Annotated in this window: 14 protein-coding genes; 4 read left to right on the top strand and 10 right to left on the bottom strand. The window is 70.8% G+C overall.

Annotated elements, in window-relative coordinates:
• Positions 1-17: 17 nt before the first annotated feature.
• The 4 genes from ACTMTF_RS22330 to ACTMTF_RS22345 all read right to left on the bottom strand — a co-directional run bounded on the left by ACTMTF_RS22330 (position 18) and on the right by ACTMTF_RS22345 (position 3,191).
• A complete protein-coding gene (locus tag ACTMTF_RS22330; RefSeq protein WP_441112431.1) occupies positions 18-518 on the bottom strand; it encodes a MarR family winged helix-turn-helix transcriptional regulator in 501 nt (166 codons plus the stop codon).
• 265 nt (positions 519-783) lie between these two features.
• Entirely contained in the window at positions 784-1,191 is a 408-nt protein-coding gene (locus ACTMTF_RS22335; protein ID WP_441112432.1) for a hypothetical protein, read from the bottom strand.
• Positions 1,192-1,384: 193 nt separating this feature from the next.
• Positions 1,385-2,728, bottom strand: coding sequence for a penicillin-binding transpeptidase domain-containing protein (locus tag ACTMTF_RS22340; RefSeq protein WP_441112433.1), 1,344 nt, complete (start codon positions 2,726-2,728; stop codon positions 1,385-1,387).
• A 103-nt stretch (positions 2,729-2,831) separates the two neighbouring features.
• Positions 2,832-3,191, bottom strand: coding sequence for a MerR family transcriptional regulator (locus ACTMTF_RS22345; RefSeq protein WP_397004879.1), 360 nt, complete (start codon positions 3,189-3,191; stop codon positions 2,832-2,834).
• A gap of 130 nt (positions 3,192-3,321) precedes the next feature.
• On the opposite strand from ACTMTF_RS22345, the gene ACTMTF_RS22350 reads away from it, so the two are divergent.
• The gene (locus ACTMTF_RS22350) at positions 3,322-4,242 is read left to right on the top strand and encodes an aldo/keto reductase (RefSeq protein WP_441112434.1); all 921 of its coding nucleotides are present in this window, start codon (positions 3,322-3,324) and stop codon (positions 4,240-4,242) included.
• A gap of 39 nt (positions 4,243-4,281) precedes the next feature.
• Here the strand turns inward: ACTMTF_RS22350 and ACTMTF_RS22355 are convergent, their stop codons facing one another.
• Positions 4,282-4,923 carry a TetR family transcriptional regulator gene (locus ACTMTF_RS22355; RefSeq protein ID WP_397004883.1) on the bottom strand — a complete coding sequence of 214 codons (642 nt, stop codon included), beginning with the start codon at positions 4,921-4,923 and terminating at the stop codon, positions 4,282-4,284.
• Positions 4,924-5,005: 82 nt separating this feature from the next.
• On the opposite strand from ACTMTF_RS22355, the gene ACTMTF_RS22360 reads away from it, so the two are divergent.
• A complete protein-coding gene (locus ACTMTF_RS22360) occupies positions 5,006-6,298 on the top strand; it encodes a GH1 family beta-glucosidase (RefSeq protein ID WP_441112435.1) in 1,293 nt (430 codons plus the stop codon).
• On the opposite strand, the gene ACTMTF_RS22365 is transcribed toward ACTMTF_RS22360, so the two are convergent.
• Positions 6,295-7,185, bottom strand: coding sequence for a coiled-coil domain-containing protein (locus ACTMTF_RS22365; RefSeq protein WP_441112436.1), 891 nt, complete (start codon positions 7,183-7,185; stop codon positions 6,295-6,297). The genes ACTMTF_RS22360 and ACTMTF_RS22365 overlap by 4 nt on opposite strands.
• A 200-nt stretch (positions 7,186-7,385) precedes the next feature.
• Between ACTMTF_RS22365 and ACTMTF_RS22370 the strand changes: the two genes are divergently transcribed.
• Complete coding sequence (locus ACTMTF_RS22370; RefSeq protein ID WP_441112437.1) at positions 7,386-10,400, top strand: M14 family zinc carboxypeptidase; 3,015 nt, start codon at positions 7,386-7,388, stop codon at positions 10,398-10,400.
• A gap of 134 nt (positions 10,401-10,534) precedes the next feature.
• Positions 10,535-11,968 carry an aldehyde dehydrogenase gene (locus ACTMTF_RS22375; protein ID WP_441112438.1) on the top strand — a complete coding sequence of 478 codons (1,434 nt, stop codon included), beginning with the start codon at positions 10,535-10,537 and terminating at the stop codon, positions 11,966-11,968.
• A 183-nt stretch (positions 11,969-12,151) separates the two neighbouring features.
• Here ACTMTF_RS22375 and ACTMTF_RS22380 read toward each other — a convergent pair whose 3' ends face one another.
• From ACTMTF_RS22380 to ACTMTF_RS22395, 4 genes are all read right to left on the bottom strand, one after another.
• Positions 12,152-12,913: an alpha/beta hydrolase gene (locus tag ACTMTF_RS22380; protein WP_441112439.1), complete on the bottom strand. Its 762-nt coding sequence runs from the start codon at positions 12,911-12,913 to the stop codon at positions 12,152-12,154.
• Positions 12,914-12,922: 9 nt separating this feature from the next.
• Positions 12,923-14,692, bottom strand: a complete 1,770-nt coding sequence (locus ACTMTF_RS22385; protein ID WP_441112440.1) for an ATP-binding protein — start codon at positions 14,690-14,692, stop codon at positions 12,923-12,925.
• Complete coding sequence (locus ACTMTF_RS22390; RefSeq protein WP_441112441.1) at positions 14,685-15,107, bottom strand: AMP-binding protein; 423 nt, start codon at positions 15,105-15,107, stop codon at positions 14,685-14,687. The genes ACTMTF_RS22385 and ACTMTF_RS22390 overlap by 8 nt, the downstream gene beginning before the upstream one ends.
• A 149-nt stretch (positions 15,108-15,256) precedes the next feature.
• Complete coding sequence (locus ACTMTF_RS22395) at positions 15,257-17,692, bottom strand: LuxR C-terminal-related transcriptional regulator (RefSeq protein WP_441112442.1); 2,436 nt, start codon at positions 17,690-17,692, stop codon at positions 15,257-15,259.
• Positions 17,693-17,742 lie beyond the last annotated feature (50 nt).

The raw sequence follows: 17,742 nt of genomic DNA on the forward strand, positions 1-17,742 counted from the left end.
GGCCGGTCCACCTCTTGTCAGGAAGGCCGGCCGTCCAGGAGGCCACGCACGATCCGGGTGAGCGTCGCGGCATCCTCGGGCGTCAATCCGGCGGCGAGCCTGGCGAGATTGTCCGCGTGCTCGGTGAGCGCCGCGTCGATCACTTCGCGTCCCTTGTCGGTGAGAACGACATGGAAGCTACGGCGGTCTGCCGGATCCAGGCTCCGCTCGATCAGCCCGGCCGCCTCCAGCCGATCCAGCCGGTTGGTCATCCCGGCCCGCGACATCATCAGCACCGCCGACAGCTCTGACGGAATCATGGTGTACGGCGAACCCGACCGGCGTAGCGCCGCCAGCACGTCGAACTCCCCCTGCCGCAATCCGTGCCGGACGAAAACCTCCTCCACGGCCGTCTCGACCATCCGCGTCAGCCGCGCAATACGCGCGAACACCCCCATTGCCGCCAGATCGAGATCGGGCCGCTCCCGCCGCCACTGCTCGAGTACGAGATCGATGGCGTCCTTGGGCTCGTTGCTCACCTACTGATTTTAGCTCGGACTATCAGGCCCCTGATTATCTCGCCACTTGATGACCCAACCGTGAGCTCCCCCAGCTCGACGAGCATCGCCGTGGCAGCTCATCGACGCAACCGAGCTTCCGGACGGCCCGATCGCCTTGCGGCTTTGCTTCTGTGTCGGGCCTCGGCGTAACTGGCCGAACCTATGGAGACCCACCGTTGATGCTCTCGATCGGATTCTGGGTCGCACGATGCCCCATCTCCCCCAGACCCCTGACCTCGCCCGGTCAGGCACTCTGCCGTGCTTCGCGGCCGGTTTTGGGGCGAACCTGCTGAATCCGCTGTTTCGTGAGACCGAGCAGTTGTCCGATGTCGCCGTCGGACAGGCCTTGCTGGTGCAGCTGTGCGACACGCTCTTTCAGAGTGCGCGTGTAGTCATCGGCGATCGCAGCGGCCCGGCGCTGAAGCTCGGCGAAGCTGTTGAGATCCTGTGCGGACAGGCCATCCAGGAAGTAGTGGTAGACGGGCGTGGGCGGCTGATCGCGGTCGGGGAACAGGAAGGGCAACGCTTCGGCTATGTCGCCGTACAGTTCCTTCAGCGAGTGGGCGGATATTCCTCCGGCGGCACCATCTATATGGGCCAGCCACAGCTTGCCGGCCATGGTGACGCGGACATCAACGGTGTTCGCGGCCATCAGTTCTCCAGCCAGTCAGCCCCCGAACAGGTGCGCGAGCCCCCGTTCGAGTAAAGTCCACCAGCATCGGCGTCTCGGCAGGATACAACGGGACGATCGCCCGGGCGGCGACACGACCCTCGGCGTCCCATAGAAGATCGTTATGTGAGTTTCCTGGCGTTCAACTGCTCCACCAGGCGGAAAGGCGGCGGAGTTAGGCCAGGGCGGCTTGGAGGATGGCGCGGGCGATGGCGGCTGTGGGGCCGGGGCGGTCGAGGACCACGGCCACGGCCACCTCGGGGGCTCGGGCGGGGGCGAAAGCGGTGAAGACGGTGGCCGATCCTGTGGAGGCCAGCGCCACCGCCGTCTCGCGGCTGTGCGGTCGGGGGCGGGTGGTCATCATGGCGGTGAGCTGGTCGGCCATCGTCGGGCTCATGGCCGTGCGGTAGGGGGACGGGCCGGCTCTGTCGATGGTGGAGCCGCCGGGCAGGCGCGCCTGTTCCACCAGGTACGGGCGCATCAGCGTGCCGTCGTTGGCCACGGTCGCCGACAGCATCGCGACCATGAGCGGGGTGACCCGGATGCCCGAGCCGCCGCCGGATGCGGCCAGGGCGGTGCCCGGCCGGTCCAGGGACGACGGATAGGTGCTGGGCGCCACGGGCAGCGGGACCGTCAGCGCGGTGTTGAAGCCGAACGCCTCGGCCTGGTCCCGCAGGGCATCCTGGCCGAGCGACAGCCCGAGGTCGGCCAGTGCCGTGTCGCAGGAGAGCCGGAAGGCCTGGGACAAGGTCAGGCGATTCGTCCCACAGCCACGACCCTCCCGAACATCCCGAATGTCCCGACCGTCCTCGCCGTCCTTGTCGTGAGGGTGGTCGGGCGGGTTCAGGGCGGTGGACGGGACGTGGCCGCCGGTGGTGAGGGCGGTGGCCGCGGTGATGAGCCTGGACGCGGCGCCCGGTGGATAGGTGCGGCCGAGGGCCCGGTTCAGCAGCGGCTCTGCCGGGTCGTGGCGCAGGCGGTCGTCCGTCTCGGCCAGAGCGGCGGGGTCGAAGGTGGCGTACGCGTTCGGGTCGTAGGACGGGTAGGTGGCCAGGGCGAGGATGGCCCCGGTGGCCGGGTTGAGTGCGACCGCGGCGCCGGGGCGGCCGGTGGCCTTGAGGCTGCGGTAGGCCGCCCACTGGACGGGCTGCCTGACGGTGAGCCGGACGTCGGCGCCCTGCGCGGTGCCCTCCCTGACCAGCGACTGCAGCTTCACCCGGGTGTCGTCGCCCGACAGCACCGCCTCCCGCGCCTCCTCGATGCCGCCGGCGCGGCGCGGGGACACCTGCCCGGTGATGGGGGCGTACATCTCGCCGTGCGGATAGAAGCGTCGATAGCGGTACGGTCCGTCGCCGGTCTCCCGGCTGACCGCGACGGGGGTGCCGTCATAGGTGGCGATGGCGCCGCGCGGCTGGTCGAACCTGGCGATCAGGATGCGCTCGTTACGCGGGTCGGCGTTGAGGTCCCTCGACTCGTACGCCTGGACCAGGGTGAGATGCGCCAGCAGCGTGAACAGCATTCCCGCGCAGATTCTCGCTACGCGGCGCAGTGGGATGTTGATCCGTCTCGCCCTGGGCCCTGCCATGGGTCACGGTTTTAGCAACCGGCCCGCCAACGCGGGGCTACAACACGCTCCGGTAATAGGAGATCTTGTTGCTGATGTAGCGCTTGCGCTCGATCAGGTTGGCGATCTGGCCCTCGACGCGGCGGTCGTGCTCCTCCAGCAGCCTGACGCGGTCGGCCACGGTGTGGTCGCCGGCGCGGACCAGCTCGGCGAAGCGCAGCATCTCGGCGATCGGCATGCCGGTGTCGCGCAGGCACCGGATCGTACCCAGCCAGCCGATGTCCTCCTGGGTGAACCGGCGCTGCCCGGCGGCGTTGCGCTCGACGCGCTCCAGCAGGCCGATCTTCTCGTAGTAGCGCAGCGTGTCCAGGGTGAAGCCGGTCTCTTCGACCACTTCGGCAGGTGTGTAGACGCTCACGGTTCCCGAGCATCCCACCTGGAGCGCACTCCAGGTCAAGTCATACAGCTTTTGTCCCGAAATATGCCCATATATCCCGTAAAACTGGCTGCTTGACATGGAGCGCACTCCAGCTTTCACAGTCTTGGCCATGAACATCGCACTCGGCACCATCCCCTTCGGCACCACCGTCGACGAGCATGACACCTTCGCCATTCTCGACCGCTTCGCCGAGGCCGGCGGGACCATGCTGGACACCGCCGACAACTACCCGTTCTGGGTCGAGGGCTGCACCGGCGACGAGAGCGAGGCGGCCATCGGCTCCTGGCTGGCCGCCCGCGGCAACCGCGACCAGATGTTCCTGAGCACCAAGGTCGGCGCCCGGCCGATCGTCCCCGGCGACAGGACGCTGGACAGGACCGAGGGCCTGTCGGCCGCCGCCATCGACCAGGCCATCGAGGGCAGCCTCCGCAGGCTGGGCACCGACCACGTCGACCTCTACTGGGCGCACATCGAGGACCGCTCGGTCCCCCTGGAGGAGACCTTGGGGAAGTTCGACGAGCTGGCCCAGCAGGGCAAGATCGGCCGCGCGGGCGCCAGCAACCTGCCCGCCTGGCGCCTGGAGCGGGCCAGGAACGTCTCGGCCGCCAACGGCTGGCTGCCCTACACCCATCTGCAGCTGCGCCACACCTACCTGCGCCCGCGCCCGTACACCAGGCCGGCCGAAGGAGGCCACACGATCACCACCGACGACCACCTGGCCTACGTACGCGAGCACGACGTGACGCTGTGGGCGTACAACACGCTGATGTTCGGCGCCTACACCCGCGACGACCGCCCGATCGCGGAGATGTACGACCACCCCGGCACCACGCGGCGGCTCGCCGTCCTGCACGAGGTGGCGCGGGAGCTGGGCGCGACGCCGAACCAGGTGGTGCTGGCCTGGCTGCTGGCGGACGGGCACGTGCCGATCGTCGGCGTCAGCACGCTCGCCCAGCTGGAGGAGGCCATCGGCGGGGCGGACCTGAAGCTGGACGACGAGCTGAAGACCCGCCTCGACGCCCCGTGCTGATCAAGCGTGCTGATCAGGTGTGCTGATCAGGTGTGCTGATCAGCACGGCAGGTGGTCGGCCAGATAGCGGCGGACGAGCTGCTTGCACTCGTCGACCAGCTCGGGATCGCCGTCAGGGTCCGCCCGGAAGGCGAGCTTGAGCACCGCGTCCGCGGCCTCGACCGCCACCAGGATCGCGCGGTCGAGGCCGCGCTCCATGGGGACGCCGAGCAGGTCGGTGCTGAGCGCGCGCAGGCGGTCGGCGACGACGGCGTTGTTCTCCAGCGCCGCGTCGAGCATGCGGTTGGTGCCCTCGATGGCCGGGCCGCCGGGCGCGCGCAGCACCTCGCCGAAGTCCACGACGCCGAACCCCGGGGTGCTCCGCTTCATCGCCACGAACTCGTCGATGGCCAGCTCCACCAGGTCGGTCCAGTGGCCGAGCTCGGCGGCGGCGATGCGCTCGGCCACCCGGCCGAGGAACGCCTCCAGGTTGCGCAGCGCGAGGGCCCGCACCAGGCCCTGCTTGTCGGGGAAGAACTGGTAGAAGGTCCCGATCGGCACCTCGGCCCGGCGCGCGACCTCCTTGGTGGTCAGCGACTCATAGCCGATCTCGTCGAGGAGGAGCGCGCACTCGTCGAGCATTCGCTCCACCCGCTCCACGCTGCGACGCTGGGCGGGGCGGCGGCGCAAGGTACTCGTCATGCCCCCATCCTGGCTCATTACCCGCAAGTAACCGCGGCCCGGTTAACATGAGCCGTACTCGCCTAGGATTGAGGAGCCCGCGATGTTCCTATGGGGCACGGCCACCGCCGCCTACCAGATCGAGGGCGCCGCGAGCGAGGACGGCAGGGCCCCGTCCATCTGGGACACCTTCTCCCACCAGCCCGGTCGCACCAGGGACGGGCACACCGGGGACGTGGCCTGCGACCACTATCACCGGTGGGCCGAGGACGTGGCCCTGATGGCGGAGCTGGGGGTCAACGCCTACCGCTTCTCCGTCTCCTGGTCTCGGGTACGGCCCGGCGGGGTGGCCAATCCCCAGGGACTCGACTTCTACGAGCGACTGGTGGACGGGCTGCTCGCGGCCGGGATCACACCGGTGCCCACGCTGTTCCACTGGGACCTGCCGCAGTCGGAGCAGGATCGCGGCGGCTGGCTGAGCCGCGACACCGCCCACCGCTTCGCCGACTACGCGGCGCTGGTGGCCGAGCGGCTGGCGGACCGGGTGGCGATGTGGATCACGCTCAACGAGCCGTTCGTGCACATGGCCTTCGGTCACGCGCTGGGCATGCACGCCCCGGGCCAGGCCCTGATGCTGGACGCCCTGCCCGTCGCCCACCACCAGCTCCTCGGCCACGGCCTGGCGGTGGGCGCGCTGCGCGCGGCGGGCGCCGAGCAGGTGCTGATCACCAACAACTGCACCCCCGTCTGGCCGGCGTCGGACTCCGAGGAGGATCTGGCCGCCGCCGAGGCGTACGACATCCTGCACAACCGCCTCTTCCTCGATCCCCTCCTTCTCGCGACATATCCGGACTTGTCGGCGTACGGACCCTTGGACTTCGTCCGCGACGGAGACCTCGCCACCATCGCGGCCCCCTTGGACGGCCTCGGCGTCAACTACTACAACCCCACCCGGATCGCCGCCCCCACCGAGGCGGGCCTGCCCTTCACCGACGCCGGCATCACCGGCCACCCCACCACCGCCTTCGGCTGGCCGGTGGTCCCCGACGGCCTGCGCGAGCTCCTCGTCGGCCTGCGCGCCCGGTACGGCGAGACGCTGCCCCCGATCTACGTCACCGAGAACGGCTGCTCCCAGTCCGACGTCCCCGGCCCGGACGGCACGGTCGACGACCAGGCCAGGATCGCCTTCCTGGACGAGCACATCCAGGCCGTACGACGCGCCCAGCGGGAGGGCGTGGACGTGCGGGGTTACTTCGTCTGGTCGCTGCTGGACAACTTCGAGTGGGCGGAGGGCTATCACCAGCGTTTCGGCCTGGTCCACGTGGACTTCGAGACGCTGCGCCGCACCCCGAAGGCCTCCTACGCGTGGCTCCAGGGATACCTGCGAACCCTCTAGAACACCGAGACGTGCACGTGGTCGTAGTGGTTGGCCGTGACGCCGCCACGGTCGGACATGGGGTCCCAGCCGCCGCCCGAGCGGATGTCGTAGTAGCGCTGCTTCCAGATGATGTACATCACCCCGAGCCGCGAACCGTTCTTGATCAGGTAGTCCGCCAGCGCGTCGCCGCGGTCGGCCTCGCCGCCGCTGGCCATGCCACGGGAGATCATGAAGTCGCAGGCCCGCCCCTTGCCGTGCTCCCCCGGGTCGCCGGGTCGCAGGCAGCCGACCCCGTAGGGCATGGGGAAGTTCTGCATGACCTCGGCCCGCATCGAGATCAGGCGCTGGGTGAGGCCGCTGGCGCCGCCGGGCTGCTGGAAGCCGTACTTGGCGAGCAGTCGGTCCATCTCGCGACGCCTGCTCTGCAGCGTCTTGATCTCCTTCTGGAGCTTCTTGATCTTGTCGTTGGCGGCCAGCTTGGCCTTCTTGGAGTCCTGGATGAGCCGCTCGACCTCGGCGACCCGGGCGGCCCGCTCGACGGCCATGTGATTCATGTTGGCGGCGTTGCCGAGCGCCTTGTGGGGGTCGGTGCCGAGGCTCAGGAGCTGGGTGGGGTCCATGGGGCCGAGCATGTAGGCGGTCGTGGCGAGCTCGGCCACTTCGTTCCTGGCCGCGGTCAGCCTGCTGGTCAGCGAGCCGGAGGTGGTCACGGCCTTCCTCGCCTGGACCCGTACCTCTTCCAGGCTCTGGATCTGGCCGCGATAGCGGTTGTTGAGCGCGGCCGCCTGCTTGGTCAGTTTGCGCAGCGAAGTGGGGCTCGGGTCCGCCGACGCCGCCTGCGGGGTGGGGATCGCGAACAGCCCGGCAAGGACGACGGCACTCACGGCCATGCGCCCTGCTCTCACGCCCGTCCTCCCCTAGTAGACGGATCGAAACTATAGAAGATGATCTTGATCGCTGTCATCTGAACAAGCGAACTCATGCCCCTTTGACGAAGAATGTCAAGACTTGTCTGATCTAAGCTCCAGATAAGTTTGGGCCTTGCCAAGATCGGAACATCGGTTTGAGATGGCGATCGAACTCGTCTCTGCGAAGGGGCAGACCCGTGTCTCGATCATTGAAGCTTCTCACCGCCGTCGTCCTCGGCTTAGGCACGTCCATGGTGGGCCTGGAAGCCCAGGCCGCCGTGGACCCTCTACCACCCAGTGACCGGATCGAGCTCTACCAGCTCGACAGCCCGCTCGGCACCGGACAGTCCCTCCGGGAAAAGGGCTTCGACGTCGTCCAGCAGGAGATCAAGGACGGCAAGGAGCACGTCGAGCTGACCGCCGCCCAGGAGGACCTCGCCGGGCTGAAGAAACTCGGCCTCAAGCCCGAGCCCGTCCGCAACCCCCAGGGCCAGACCCAGCTGGAGGCGGCCAGGGCCCAGGCCGCGAGCGGCTACACCGTCTACAAGTCCTACTCCGAGCCCGGCGGCATCGCCGACCAGCTCAAGGCCATCGCCGACGCCAACAAGGACGTCGTCAAGCTCACCTCCATCGGCAAGTCCGTCAAGGGCCAGGACATCCTCGCCGTCAAGGTGTCCAAGCTGGCCAGGGCGCTGCCCGACGGCCTCAAGCCCGCGGCCCTCTACTCGGCCACCCAGCACGCCCGCGAGTGGATCTCCACCGAGGTGGACATGCGGCTGCTGAAGTACGTGGTCGCCAACAAGAACTCGCTCAGGGACCTGCTCAACAAGACCGAGCTGTGGTTCGTGCCCGTCGCCAACCCCGACGGCTACGACTTCACCTTCACCGAGGGCAACCGCCTGTGGCGCAAGAACCTGCGTGACGTGAACGGCGACGGCCGGATCACCACCGGCGACGGCGTCGACCCCAACCGTAACTTCCCCTCGAACTTCCACTACGACGAGGAGGGCTCCTCCTCCATCCCGAGCAGCGAGACCTACCGCGGCGCCGGCCCGGCCAGCGAGCCGGAGACCAAGGCGATGGACGGGCTGCTGCGCCGCGTCAAATTCGAGACGCAGCTCAACTACCACTCCTACGGCCCGCTGCTGCTCTACCCTGCCGGCTACCAGATCGCCACCGAGACGGCGGACAACCCGATCTACGAGGCGCTGACCGGCACCGACGCCGAGCCCGCCGTCCCCGGGTACGACCCCGACCTCGGCGCCGAGCTCTACACCACCAACGGCGACACCAACGACCACGCGCACCGCAAGTACGGCACCCTGTCGTGGACGCCGGAGCTGAACGAGGGCTGCGAAGGCTGCGGCTTCGTCTTCCCCGACGACGAGGCGCTGGTGCAGGCGGAGTTCGAGCGGAACCTGCCGTTCGCGCTGGACATCGCCAAGTCCGCGGTCAACCCGGTGGAGCCGGTCAGCCACCTGGGCAACGAGACCCCCGACTTCGTCCTCGACCCCTTCGAGCTCAGCCACGGCCGGACCCAGGTCGTCCAGGTCAACGCCAAGCGCAAGCTCGGCCCGGTGCTGCTCAACTACCGGATCAACGACGGCCGTAAGAGGACCGCGCTGACCAGGGAGTGGCAGGGCGGCGAGCGCTACGGCGACGGCTACGACCGCTACTACCACTGGATGCGCGGCACGATCACCGGAGCCAGGCCGGGCGACACGGTCAAGGTGTGGTTCACCTCGCTCGGCAAGAAGAGCGAGGAGTTCACGTACAAGGTGTCGACCGACATCGGCGGCAAGGTGCTCGTGCTGGCCGCCGAGGACGTCACGGGCGTCAGCCCCGCCCAGGGCGTGACCGAGGCCAAGTACGCCGACGACTACGTCAAGGCGCTCGACGAGGCCGGTCACAGCTCCGACGTGTACGACGTCGACAAGCAGGGACGCAAGGCCCCGCACCCGCTGGGCGTGCTCAGTCACTACAAGGCGGTGATCTGGGAGACCGGCGACGACATCATCCCCCGCAGCACGGGACAGGTGCCCGGCACCACCTCCAAGGTGGGCGTGGACACCGAACTGGCCGTCCGCGACTACCTGAACGAGGGCGGCAAGATCATGCACTCGGGCAAGTATCCGTCGTACGCGGCCAACGCCAACGGCTCCTACTTCTACCAGCCCGACCAGCCGGCGCAGCCGGAGTGCGCGGAGCCGAACGACCCGCCGTGCATCCCGGTGTTCAACGACTTCCAGCAGTACTGGCTGGGCGCGTACGTCTTCTTCGACAACGCGGGCAGCGACCCGGCGACGAACCAGCCGTACGGGCTCAACGGCGTGTCCGGCGCGTTCGACGGCTTCACCGGCACGCTGGAGCCCGACGTGCACACCAACTCGTTCGTGGCCACCTCGGCGATCCTGCCGGCGGATCAGTTCCCGCTGTTCGCCAGCTCCGCGCCGATCAAGTGGGCACGGCCCGGCGGCCCGTTCGATCCGCACACCGGCTCGTGGGACGTCTACAGCGGCATCGCCGACGTCTCCTGGAAGCGGCTGACCAAGACCGTCGACCTGACCGGCAAGAGCGCCGGCGACCTGTCGTTCTGGACCTCCTACGACACCGAGGCCGCGTGGGACCACCTGGTCGTGGAGGCGCGCACGGCGGGCGGCGACGACTGGACGACGCTGCCCGACGCCAACGGCCACACCACGCAGGCCACCGGCGACAGCTGCGCGTCCGGGTGGAGCTCGATCCACCCGTTCACCCAGCGCTACCAGGGCCCGAACTGCGAGTCGACCGGCACCTCCGGCGCGTGGCACGCGGCCTCGGGCAACTCCGGCGGCTGGCAGCAGTGGAAGATCGACCTGACTCCGTACGCGGGCAAGCAGGTCGAGCTGTCCATCTCGTACATCAGCGACTGGGGCACCCAGGGCGCGGGGATCTTCCTCGACGACTTCGCGCTCACGCTGGACGGCGCGGTGGCCGAGGAGACCTCGTTCGAGTCCGACCTGGGCGGCTGGACCGTGGCGGACGCTCCCGAGGGCACCTCGCCGTCGATCAACAACTGGGCCCGTACGGACCAGGTCTTCGAGGAGGGCGGCGGCATCGTCACCAAGGACACGGTCTACCTGGGCTTCGGCGCGGAGAGCGTGACCAGCCAGGAGGCGCGCGCCGACCTCGTCAAGCGGTCGATGCGGCACCTGCTGGGCGATCCCCGCTGATCTCCCCCTGATATCCCGCTGATCACCGAGGGGGGCACGGCACACGGTGCCGTGCCCCCCTCTTGCGCACATGACCAGAACATGGTTCGGTCGCAGGGAGGCACGGACGACCACGGTTCGCGGGAGGCCATGACATGCGCCAGCACGACAAGCTCTTCATCGGGGGCGAGTGGGTGACCCCTGCGGGCACCGGGACGATCGACGTGATCTCCCCGCACACCGAGGAGGTCGTGGGCCGGGTGCCCGACGGCACGGCCGAGGACGTGGACCGGGCGGTCGCGGCGGCCCGCGAGGCGTTCGACCACGGCCCGTGGCCCCGCCTGACCTTCGCCGAACGAGCCGAGGTGATCGGCAGGCTGGCCGAGATCTACGCCGCCGGACAGGGCGAGATGGCCGCGCTCATCACCGAGGAGATGGGCTCCCCCATCTCCTTCTCCACCCTGGCGCAGGCGCCGCAGCCGCTCGGCATGCTCCAGTACTACGCCGAGTACGGCCGGACCTTCGAGCAGGAGGAGCAGCGGCCCGGCCTGTTCGGGCCGGTGACGGTGCGCAGGGAGCCGGTGGGCGTGGTGGCGGCCGTGGTGCCGTGGAACGTCCCCCAGTTCGTCACGATGACCAAGGTCGCGCCCGCGCTGCTGGCCGGCTGCGCGATCGTGCTCAAACCCGCGCCCGAGACGCCGCTCGACGCCTACCTGCTGGCCGAGATGGCGCAGGAGGCCGGCATCCCGCCCGGCGTGCTCAACATCGTCGCCGCGGGCCGCGACGTGAGCGAGCACCTCGTCTCCCACAGGGGCGTGGACAAGGTGGCGTTCACCGGCTCGACCGCGGCGGGCCGCCGCATCGCCGCGATCTGCGGCGAGCAGCTCAAGCGGGTCAGCCTGGAGCTGGGCGGCAAGTCGGCGGCCATCTTCCTGGACGACGCCGACCTGCAGGCCAGCATGGGCATGCTGGCCATCGCCTCGCTGATGAACAACGGCCAGGCGTGCGTCGCGCAGACCCGCATCCTGGCCTCGCGCAACCGCTACGAGGAGGTCGTGGAGGCGGTCGCCGCCATGGTCACCTCGCAGCCCGTCGGCGACCCCGCCGACCCGGCCACCGGCATCGGCCCGCTGGTCGCCAAACGTCAGCAGGAACGCGTCGAGGGCTACATCAAGATCGGCATGGACGAGGGCGCCAAGGTCGTCGTCGGCGGGCTCGACCGGCCCCACGACCGCGGCTGGTACGTCGCGCCGACCGTCTTCGCCGGGGTCTCCAACGACATGCGCATCGCCCGCGAGGAGATCTTCGGCCCGGTGCTGGCGGTCATCCCGTACGAGGACGAGGCCGACGCCGTCCGCATCGCCAACGACAGCGACTACGGCCTGGCCGGAACCGTCTGGACGGCCGACACCGAGCACGGCATGGACGTGGCCCGCCAGGTCCGCACCGGCACGTACGGGATCAACTGCCTCATGCTCGAGAGCAACACGCCCTTCGGCGGCTACAAGGCCAGCGGCATCGGCCGCGAGCTCGGCCCCGAGGGACTGAGCGGCTACCTGGAGTACAAGTCGATCGCGCGACTCGGCTGAGCGTCGGGGCCCCAGGCATCCTGGGGCCCCGACGACCGGATGGCGCCCAGCGAGCCCCCGCAACGCTGGGCGACCGCCCGACTACGAGAAGTCTGTCCTACGTCTACCGCCTCGGCGGTTTCGTACCCCAAAGACTTTCTCCCGGCGGTTTCTATCCATCCGCCATAGGTAGACGTCTCTTACTCAGGAAAAGTTCGAAGAGATCCATTTTCCGATGCGATGGATGAGTTCGGGGGTCGCCGCCGACTCCGCGTGGCCGTACCCGGGCTCGATCCAGAGCTCCTTCGGCTGCCGCGCGCCGTCGTAGAGCTGGTGCGCGTGCTCGAGCGGGAAGAACGCGTCGGCGTCGCCGTGCACGATCAGCACCGGCGCGGGTGAGATGAGCGCCACCGCCTCGTGCGGCGGCATCGGGATCGGCTCCCACGCCCCGGCGGCGATCCTGGTCCGCTTGGCCACCCTGGCCGCCCAGCGCCCGAACGGCCGCTCGATCGCCCAGTGCACCTGGCGCATCGGCTTGGTGCCCCGGTAGTACCAGCGGGCCGGCCCGCTCACCGCCACCACCGCGTCGGCGCTCCTACGCAGCCCGCCGTGCCGCACCGCCACCGAGGCGCCCATCGAGAACCCCACCACGGCGATCCGGCGATAGCCGATCACCCGGGCATGCCGTACGGCGGCCTCCACGTCGAGGATCTCCCGATCCCCCACGGTGCTCTCGCCGCCCGACCGGCCGTGGCCGCGGAAGTCGAACGCGACCACCCCGCCGTAGCGGCTCAGCACGTGCACGATGCGGCGCGCCGTCCGCTCCCGCCACGATCCCGTGAAGCCGTGCGCCACCACGATCCCCACGTCCCGCCCGCTGGGGCCGGTCGGATCGGTGTGCGCGGCGTCGATGCGCACCCCGTCCTCGGTCCTGAGCATGACGGGGAAGTGTGGTGCGAGCGGCATGATCCGAGCTTATTCCCGACGGTCACGGTCGGCCGGCTCGCCCAGCACCCGCAGCAGCGGCCGGGCCATGGCGTGGTGGTCGCGGGCTCCCTGCGGGTCGCCCGCCGCCTCGGCCACCGCGCCCAGGCGGGTCAGCGCCCTGGCCAGCGCCCAGTGGTGCCCGGCCTCCCTGGCCAGCGCCAGCGCCTCCTCGCCGAGCCGACGCGCCAGCTCCAGCCGCCCCTCCGACAGCGCCAGATCCAGGCGGGCGAGCCGCGCGGTGGCCAGCGCGAGCAGGTCCTCGTGCGCCGAGGCCGCCAGCTCCAGCTCCCACAGGTAGCGCCTGCCCAGCTCGCCGCGCCCGGCACGCAGGCACAGCGTCATGGCCACGGCGTAGGTGAGGCCCAGCCAGGGTGTGTAGGGGTGCCTGCGCTGCTCCTCGACGCTCTCCACCGCCATCCGCGTGGCCCGGCCCAGCTCCCCGCGCGCCCGCAGCCCGTACGCCAAAGCGCCCTTGGCCACGGCGGCGAGCTCGTCGGGGACGGGCGCCAGATCCAGCTCCAGCAGCCGCTCCAGCCAGCCGGCGCTCTCCGCCGGGTCGCCGCGCAGCGTCGCCAGCGCCGCACAGGCCAGCCGCAGCCCGAGCACGACGCCACCGGACTCGACGGCCCACCCGATCGCCGCCCGGCACTCGTCGAGCAGCGAGCGTCCCCTGCCGACGTGCGCGGCCCGCTCCGGCCACGGCTGCCGCCGCACCAGCGAACCGGCCTGGTGGCAGTGTTCGAACGCCTCGCAGACCGCCCGCAGGTGCCTGTCGCGCAGCCACACCTCCTCGGCCGCCTCCCGTGACCGCTCGGCGGCGTACTCCTTGACGACGCCGTGCAGGCGGTGCCGGCCGTCGGCCAGGCGCACCACCAGCGCCTTGTCCGCCAGGCCGCGGAGCAGGCCGGGCACCTCCGCCCCGCGCACCAGCCCGCCGTCGGCGCAGACCCGCCCGGCGAGCTCCAGGTCGAACGCTCCCGCGAAGACAGGCAGCCTGCGCAGCAGCACCCGCTCCTTGGGACTGAGCAGCTCGTGGCTCCACTCCAGGACCGCCCAGACGGTACGTGCGCGGCCCGGCACGGCCGGATCCCTGGCGCGCAGCACTCCGTGACGCCCGCCGACCCGCTGGAGCATCCGCGCCGGGGGGATCGAACCGGCGTGCGCGGCGGCCAGTTCGAGCGCCAGCGGCACCCCTTCGAGCAACCGGCACAGCCGCTCGACGTCGCCCAGGCGATCGGCCACCTCGCGGGCCCCGGCGGCCGCCGCCCGATCCACGAAGAGCGCCACGGAGTCGGCGTCCGGCCGCCCGTCGCCGGGCAGCGCCAGCGGCGGCACCCGCCACACCAGCTCGCCTGGAACCTGCAGCGGCCGCCTGCCGGTGAGCAGGAACCGCAGGCCGGGACAGCGCACGGCCAGCTCGGCGACCAGCTCCGCGCAGCCCTCCCGCAGATGGTCACAGCCGTCGAGCACCAGCAGCCCGTCAGCGGCCGGGTGGACGTCCAGCGCCTCGGCGACCAGGCGCACGATCAACGCCGGGTCGCCGACGCGCCCGAGCTCCACCACGTTGGCACGTTCCAAGCCGGCGACCTGGGCGGCCAGCCGGGTCTTGCCGATGCCGCCCGGTCCGATGAGCGTGATCACCCGCTCGTCGCGGAGCAGCGCCCGCAGCTCGGCCACGTCACGATCGCGCCCGACGAGACGCCCAGCGGCGAACGGCACGCCCGCGCCGCCCCGGCCGGTCGCGGAAGGATCAGACACATGGCCAGTTTCCACTGGTCCGAGGCTCGCTGCGACCGCTTTGCCGAAGCGCGTCACCAGGCCGTCTGAGGTCGGCGACGCCCAGCACCATCCGGACGCGGGACTCCTCCGCCGCGCGCACGGCCGCGCGCAGATCGGTGATCATGAGGCGGGCGCGGCTGCCGCGGATCCGCTCCCGCAGCCCGGCCTCCTCCAGCTCGGGCGGGACCGGGCAGGCGATGCCGCCCACGGCGATCACCGCGTCGATCGCCACCAGCAGGTCGGGCCCGACGGGCAGGCAGATGAGCACCGTGTCGCCGGGACGCACCCCCCGGCGGCGCAGCAGGATGCTCGCGGCGGCGGACCGCTCGTCCAGCTGCCGCTCGGTGATGGCCAGGCCGGTGCCCGAGTCGACCATGACGATGCGCTCATCCATGGCGCCCACGCTAGGCACGACCGTCTGGTGCGTACATCGGGCGGATTATGCAGATCCCTATGCAGAAAGACTGCCTATGCAGTAGCTCCTCACGCACAAGCTCCTCACGCACAAGCTCCTCGCGCAGAAGCTCCTCACGCACAAGCTCCTCATGCAGAGGGCGCCCGATGCTCCGAGGCCCACACGGCGATCTGCGCCCGTGAGGTGTAGCCGAGTTTCTCCATGATGTTGGCGATGTGGCGGGCCACCGTCGCCGGGCTGATCACCAGCTCCCCCGCGATGGCCCGGTTGGACAGCCCGCGGGTGAGCAGGGCCGCGACCTCGTGCTCGCGGGCGGTCAGCAGGGAATGCCTGCTCGGCTCCGTGACGGCCGGGCCGGTCGGCACCGCCGGTCGGGCGCCCTCCAGGACGTGGCGGACGACCTCGTCGGGGCCCATCGCCCGCCCCCGCGACCAGAGCGAGGTGGTGCGGCCCTCGCCGAGCTTGGCGCGGGCCCGGCCGAGCAGCTCCTCGATCCGCTGGCCGGCGGACCGCTGGCCGATCGACTCGCGCAGCGCGGCCGCGGCGGCGGCGGCCAGCACCGCGCCGTCCAGGTCGCCCTCGCCCTCGGCCAGCACCGACAGCCCTACCAGGCACCGGGCCACGCCCTGCCGCTGCCCGGTCCGCCTGCTCAGCGCGAGGCTCTCCGCCAGCCGCTCCCTGGCCGCCGCGAACTCCGCCAGCATCGCCGCGACCCTGCCGCCCATGGCCAGGCAGCGCGCCAGCTCCACCCCGCCGGGCAACTCCCGCAGCCAGGAGACGGCCGTCTCGTAGTGGGCCATGGCCGTCACCAGGTCGCCGCGGGCCTCGGCCACGGCGCCGAGCTGGGTCGCGCACCTGGACATGATCCACCGGTGGCCGTGCTCGCGCGCTCGCGCCAGTGCCTCCTCGCCGTGCCGCTGAGCCTCGCGCAGCCTGCCCCGGGTCAGCGCCACCGCCGACAGCCCGGCCAGCCCCACCGCCTCGTTCCAGGCGTCGCCGGTGGCCGTGGCCAGCGTCAGGCCCTGCTGGGCGTGCCCGAGCGCCTCGTCGGCGCGGCCGGTGCGCAACAGCACCGTGGCGATGAGGCTGTGCATGACACAGCGCTGGAAGGGATCCCGCAGGCCGCCCATACTCTGGAACGCGTGCTCGAGCGATCGGCCCAGCTCGTCCCTGGCCTCCAGCCCGTAGGCGAGACAGCCCCTGGCCTGGGCGAGCTGCTCCTCCGTCACCCGCGTCAGGTCCTGGCGAAGCAGGCGTTCGAGGCAGGCCACGGTCTCCATCGGGTTGCCGCTCACCGGCAGCAGGCCGGTGCTGGTGAAGCACAGCCGCAGGCCCAGGGGCACGTTGCCGGACTCGACCGCCCAGTCCAGCGCGGCCCGCAGGTCGTCGATCAGGCCCCAGCTCCTGGTCAGCGCCGCCAGCCTGCGCGGCCACGGCACCCCGGCGTCGACCACCTCGACGGCGAAGTGGCGCTCCTGCAGCTCGCACAGGACGCTCAGATGGCGCTCACGCACGGCCTCCCGCTCGGCCGCCTCCGCGAGCCGCTCGGCGGCGAACCGCCGGATGGTCTGCAGCAGCCGGTAGTGGCCCCGATCCTCGTCGTAGAGCACCAGCGACTTGTCTATCAGGCCGCCCAGCAGGTCGACGATCTCCGCCTCGGAGATGGGCGGCTCGGCGCAGACCCGCTCGGTCAGGCGCAGGTCGAACGGCCCGGCGAACACCGACAGCCTGCGCAGCAGCACCTGCTCCCCGGCCGACAGCAGGCCATGGCTCCACTCGACGGCGGCGAGCAGGGTGCGCTGCCTGGCCGGCGCGGTGCGTTCGCCGGTGGTGAGCAGCGAGAAGCGGTCGTCGATGCGATCGGCGATCTGCCCGGGGCTGAGCAGGCTCGTGCGCGCCGCGGCCAGCTCCAGCGCCAGGGGCAGCCCGTCCAGCGCCCTGCACAGCCGTACGACGTCAGGAAGGCTGTCCGGGCCCAGTCTGGTGCCCGCCGCGGCGGCCCGCTCCAGGAAGAGGCGGACGGACTCCGCGTCGGACACAGCGTCGGACCCAGCATCGGACCCGCCGCCCTCCGGCAGGTCGAGCGGCGGGACCCGCCAGACGAGCTCGCTGGCGATGCGCAGCGGCTCCCTGGTGGTGGCCAGGACGGCGAGCTCCCCGCAGGACGCGACGAGCGTGGCGGCCACGTCGGCGCACTCGTCGATCAGGTGCTCGCAGTTGTCCAGCAGCAGCAGGCAGGGGCCGTCGCCCAGCCGGGCCACCAGGGTGTCGAGCAACGGCCGGCCGGCCTCCTCGCGCACGCCGAGCACCCTGGCGATCTCCTCGACCACCAGCTCGGGACGGGTGATCCGAGCCAGCTCGATCAGCCAGACGCCCTGGGGATAGCGGGGCCCGCCCCTGGCGGCGACCTGTAAGGCCAGCCGGGTCTTGCCGATGCCGCCGACCCCGCACAGGCTCACCACCCGCGCCCGGCCGAGCAGCCGGCACAGCTCGTCGACGTCGCGCTCCCGGCCGACGAACCGGTTGGGCTCGACGGGCAGGTTGTGCCGGGGGAAATCACGCATGTGGTCACCCTGCGTCGCGGAAGGATCACACTCTCCCACAGTGTCGCACT

Source organism: Nonomuraea sp. ZG12 (genome assembly GCF_052068115.1).
Classification (GTDB): Bacteria; Actinomycetota; Actinomycetes; order Streptosporangiales; family Streptosporangiaceae; genus Nonomuraea.

Coding starts and splice junctions, on each gene's coding strand:
- ACTMTF_RS22395 (WP_441112442.1), bottom strand. CDS start 17,692: ATGCGTGATTTCCCCCGGCACAACCTGCCCGTCGAGCCCAACCGGTTC.
- ACTMTF_RS22360 (WP_441112435.1), top strand. CDS start 5,006: ATGTTCCTATGGGGCACGGCCACCGCCGCCTACCAGATCGAGGGCGCC.
- ACTMTF_RS22380 (WP_441112439.1), bottom strand. CDS start 12,913: ATGCCGCTCGCACCACACTTCCCCGTCATGCTCAGGACCGAGGACGGG.
- ACTMTF_RS22375 (WP_441112438.1), top strand. CDS start 10,535: ATGCGCCAGCACGACAAGCTCTTCATCGGGGGCGAGTGGGTGACCCCT.
- ACTMTF_RS22355 (WP_397004883.1), bottom strand. CDS start 4,923: ATGACGAGTACCTTGCGCCGCCGCCCCGCCCAGCGTCGCAGCGTGGAG.
- ACTMTF_RS22340 (WP_441112433.1), bottom strand. CDS start 2,728: ATGCTGTTCACGCTGCTGGCGCATCTCACCCTGGTCCAGGCGTACGAG.
- ACTMTF_RS22390 (WP_441112441.1), bottom strand. CDS start 15,107: ATGGATGAGCGCATCGTCATGGTCGACTCGGGCACCGGCCTGGCCATC.
- ACTMTF_RS22335 (WP_441112432.1), bottom strand. CDS start 1,191: ATGGCCGCGAACACCGTTGATGTCCGCGTCACCATGGCCGGCAAGCTG.
- ACTMTF_RS22350 (WP_441112434.1), top strand. CDS start 3,322: ATGAACATCGCACTCGGCACCATCCCCTTCGGCACCACCGTCGACGAG.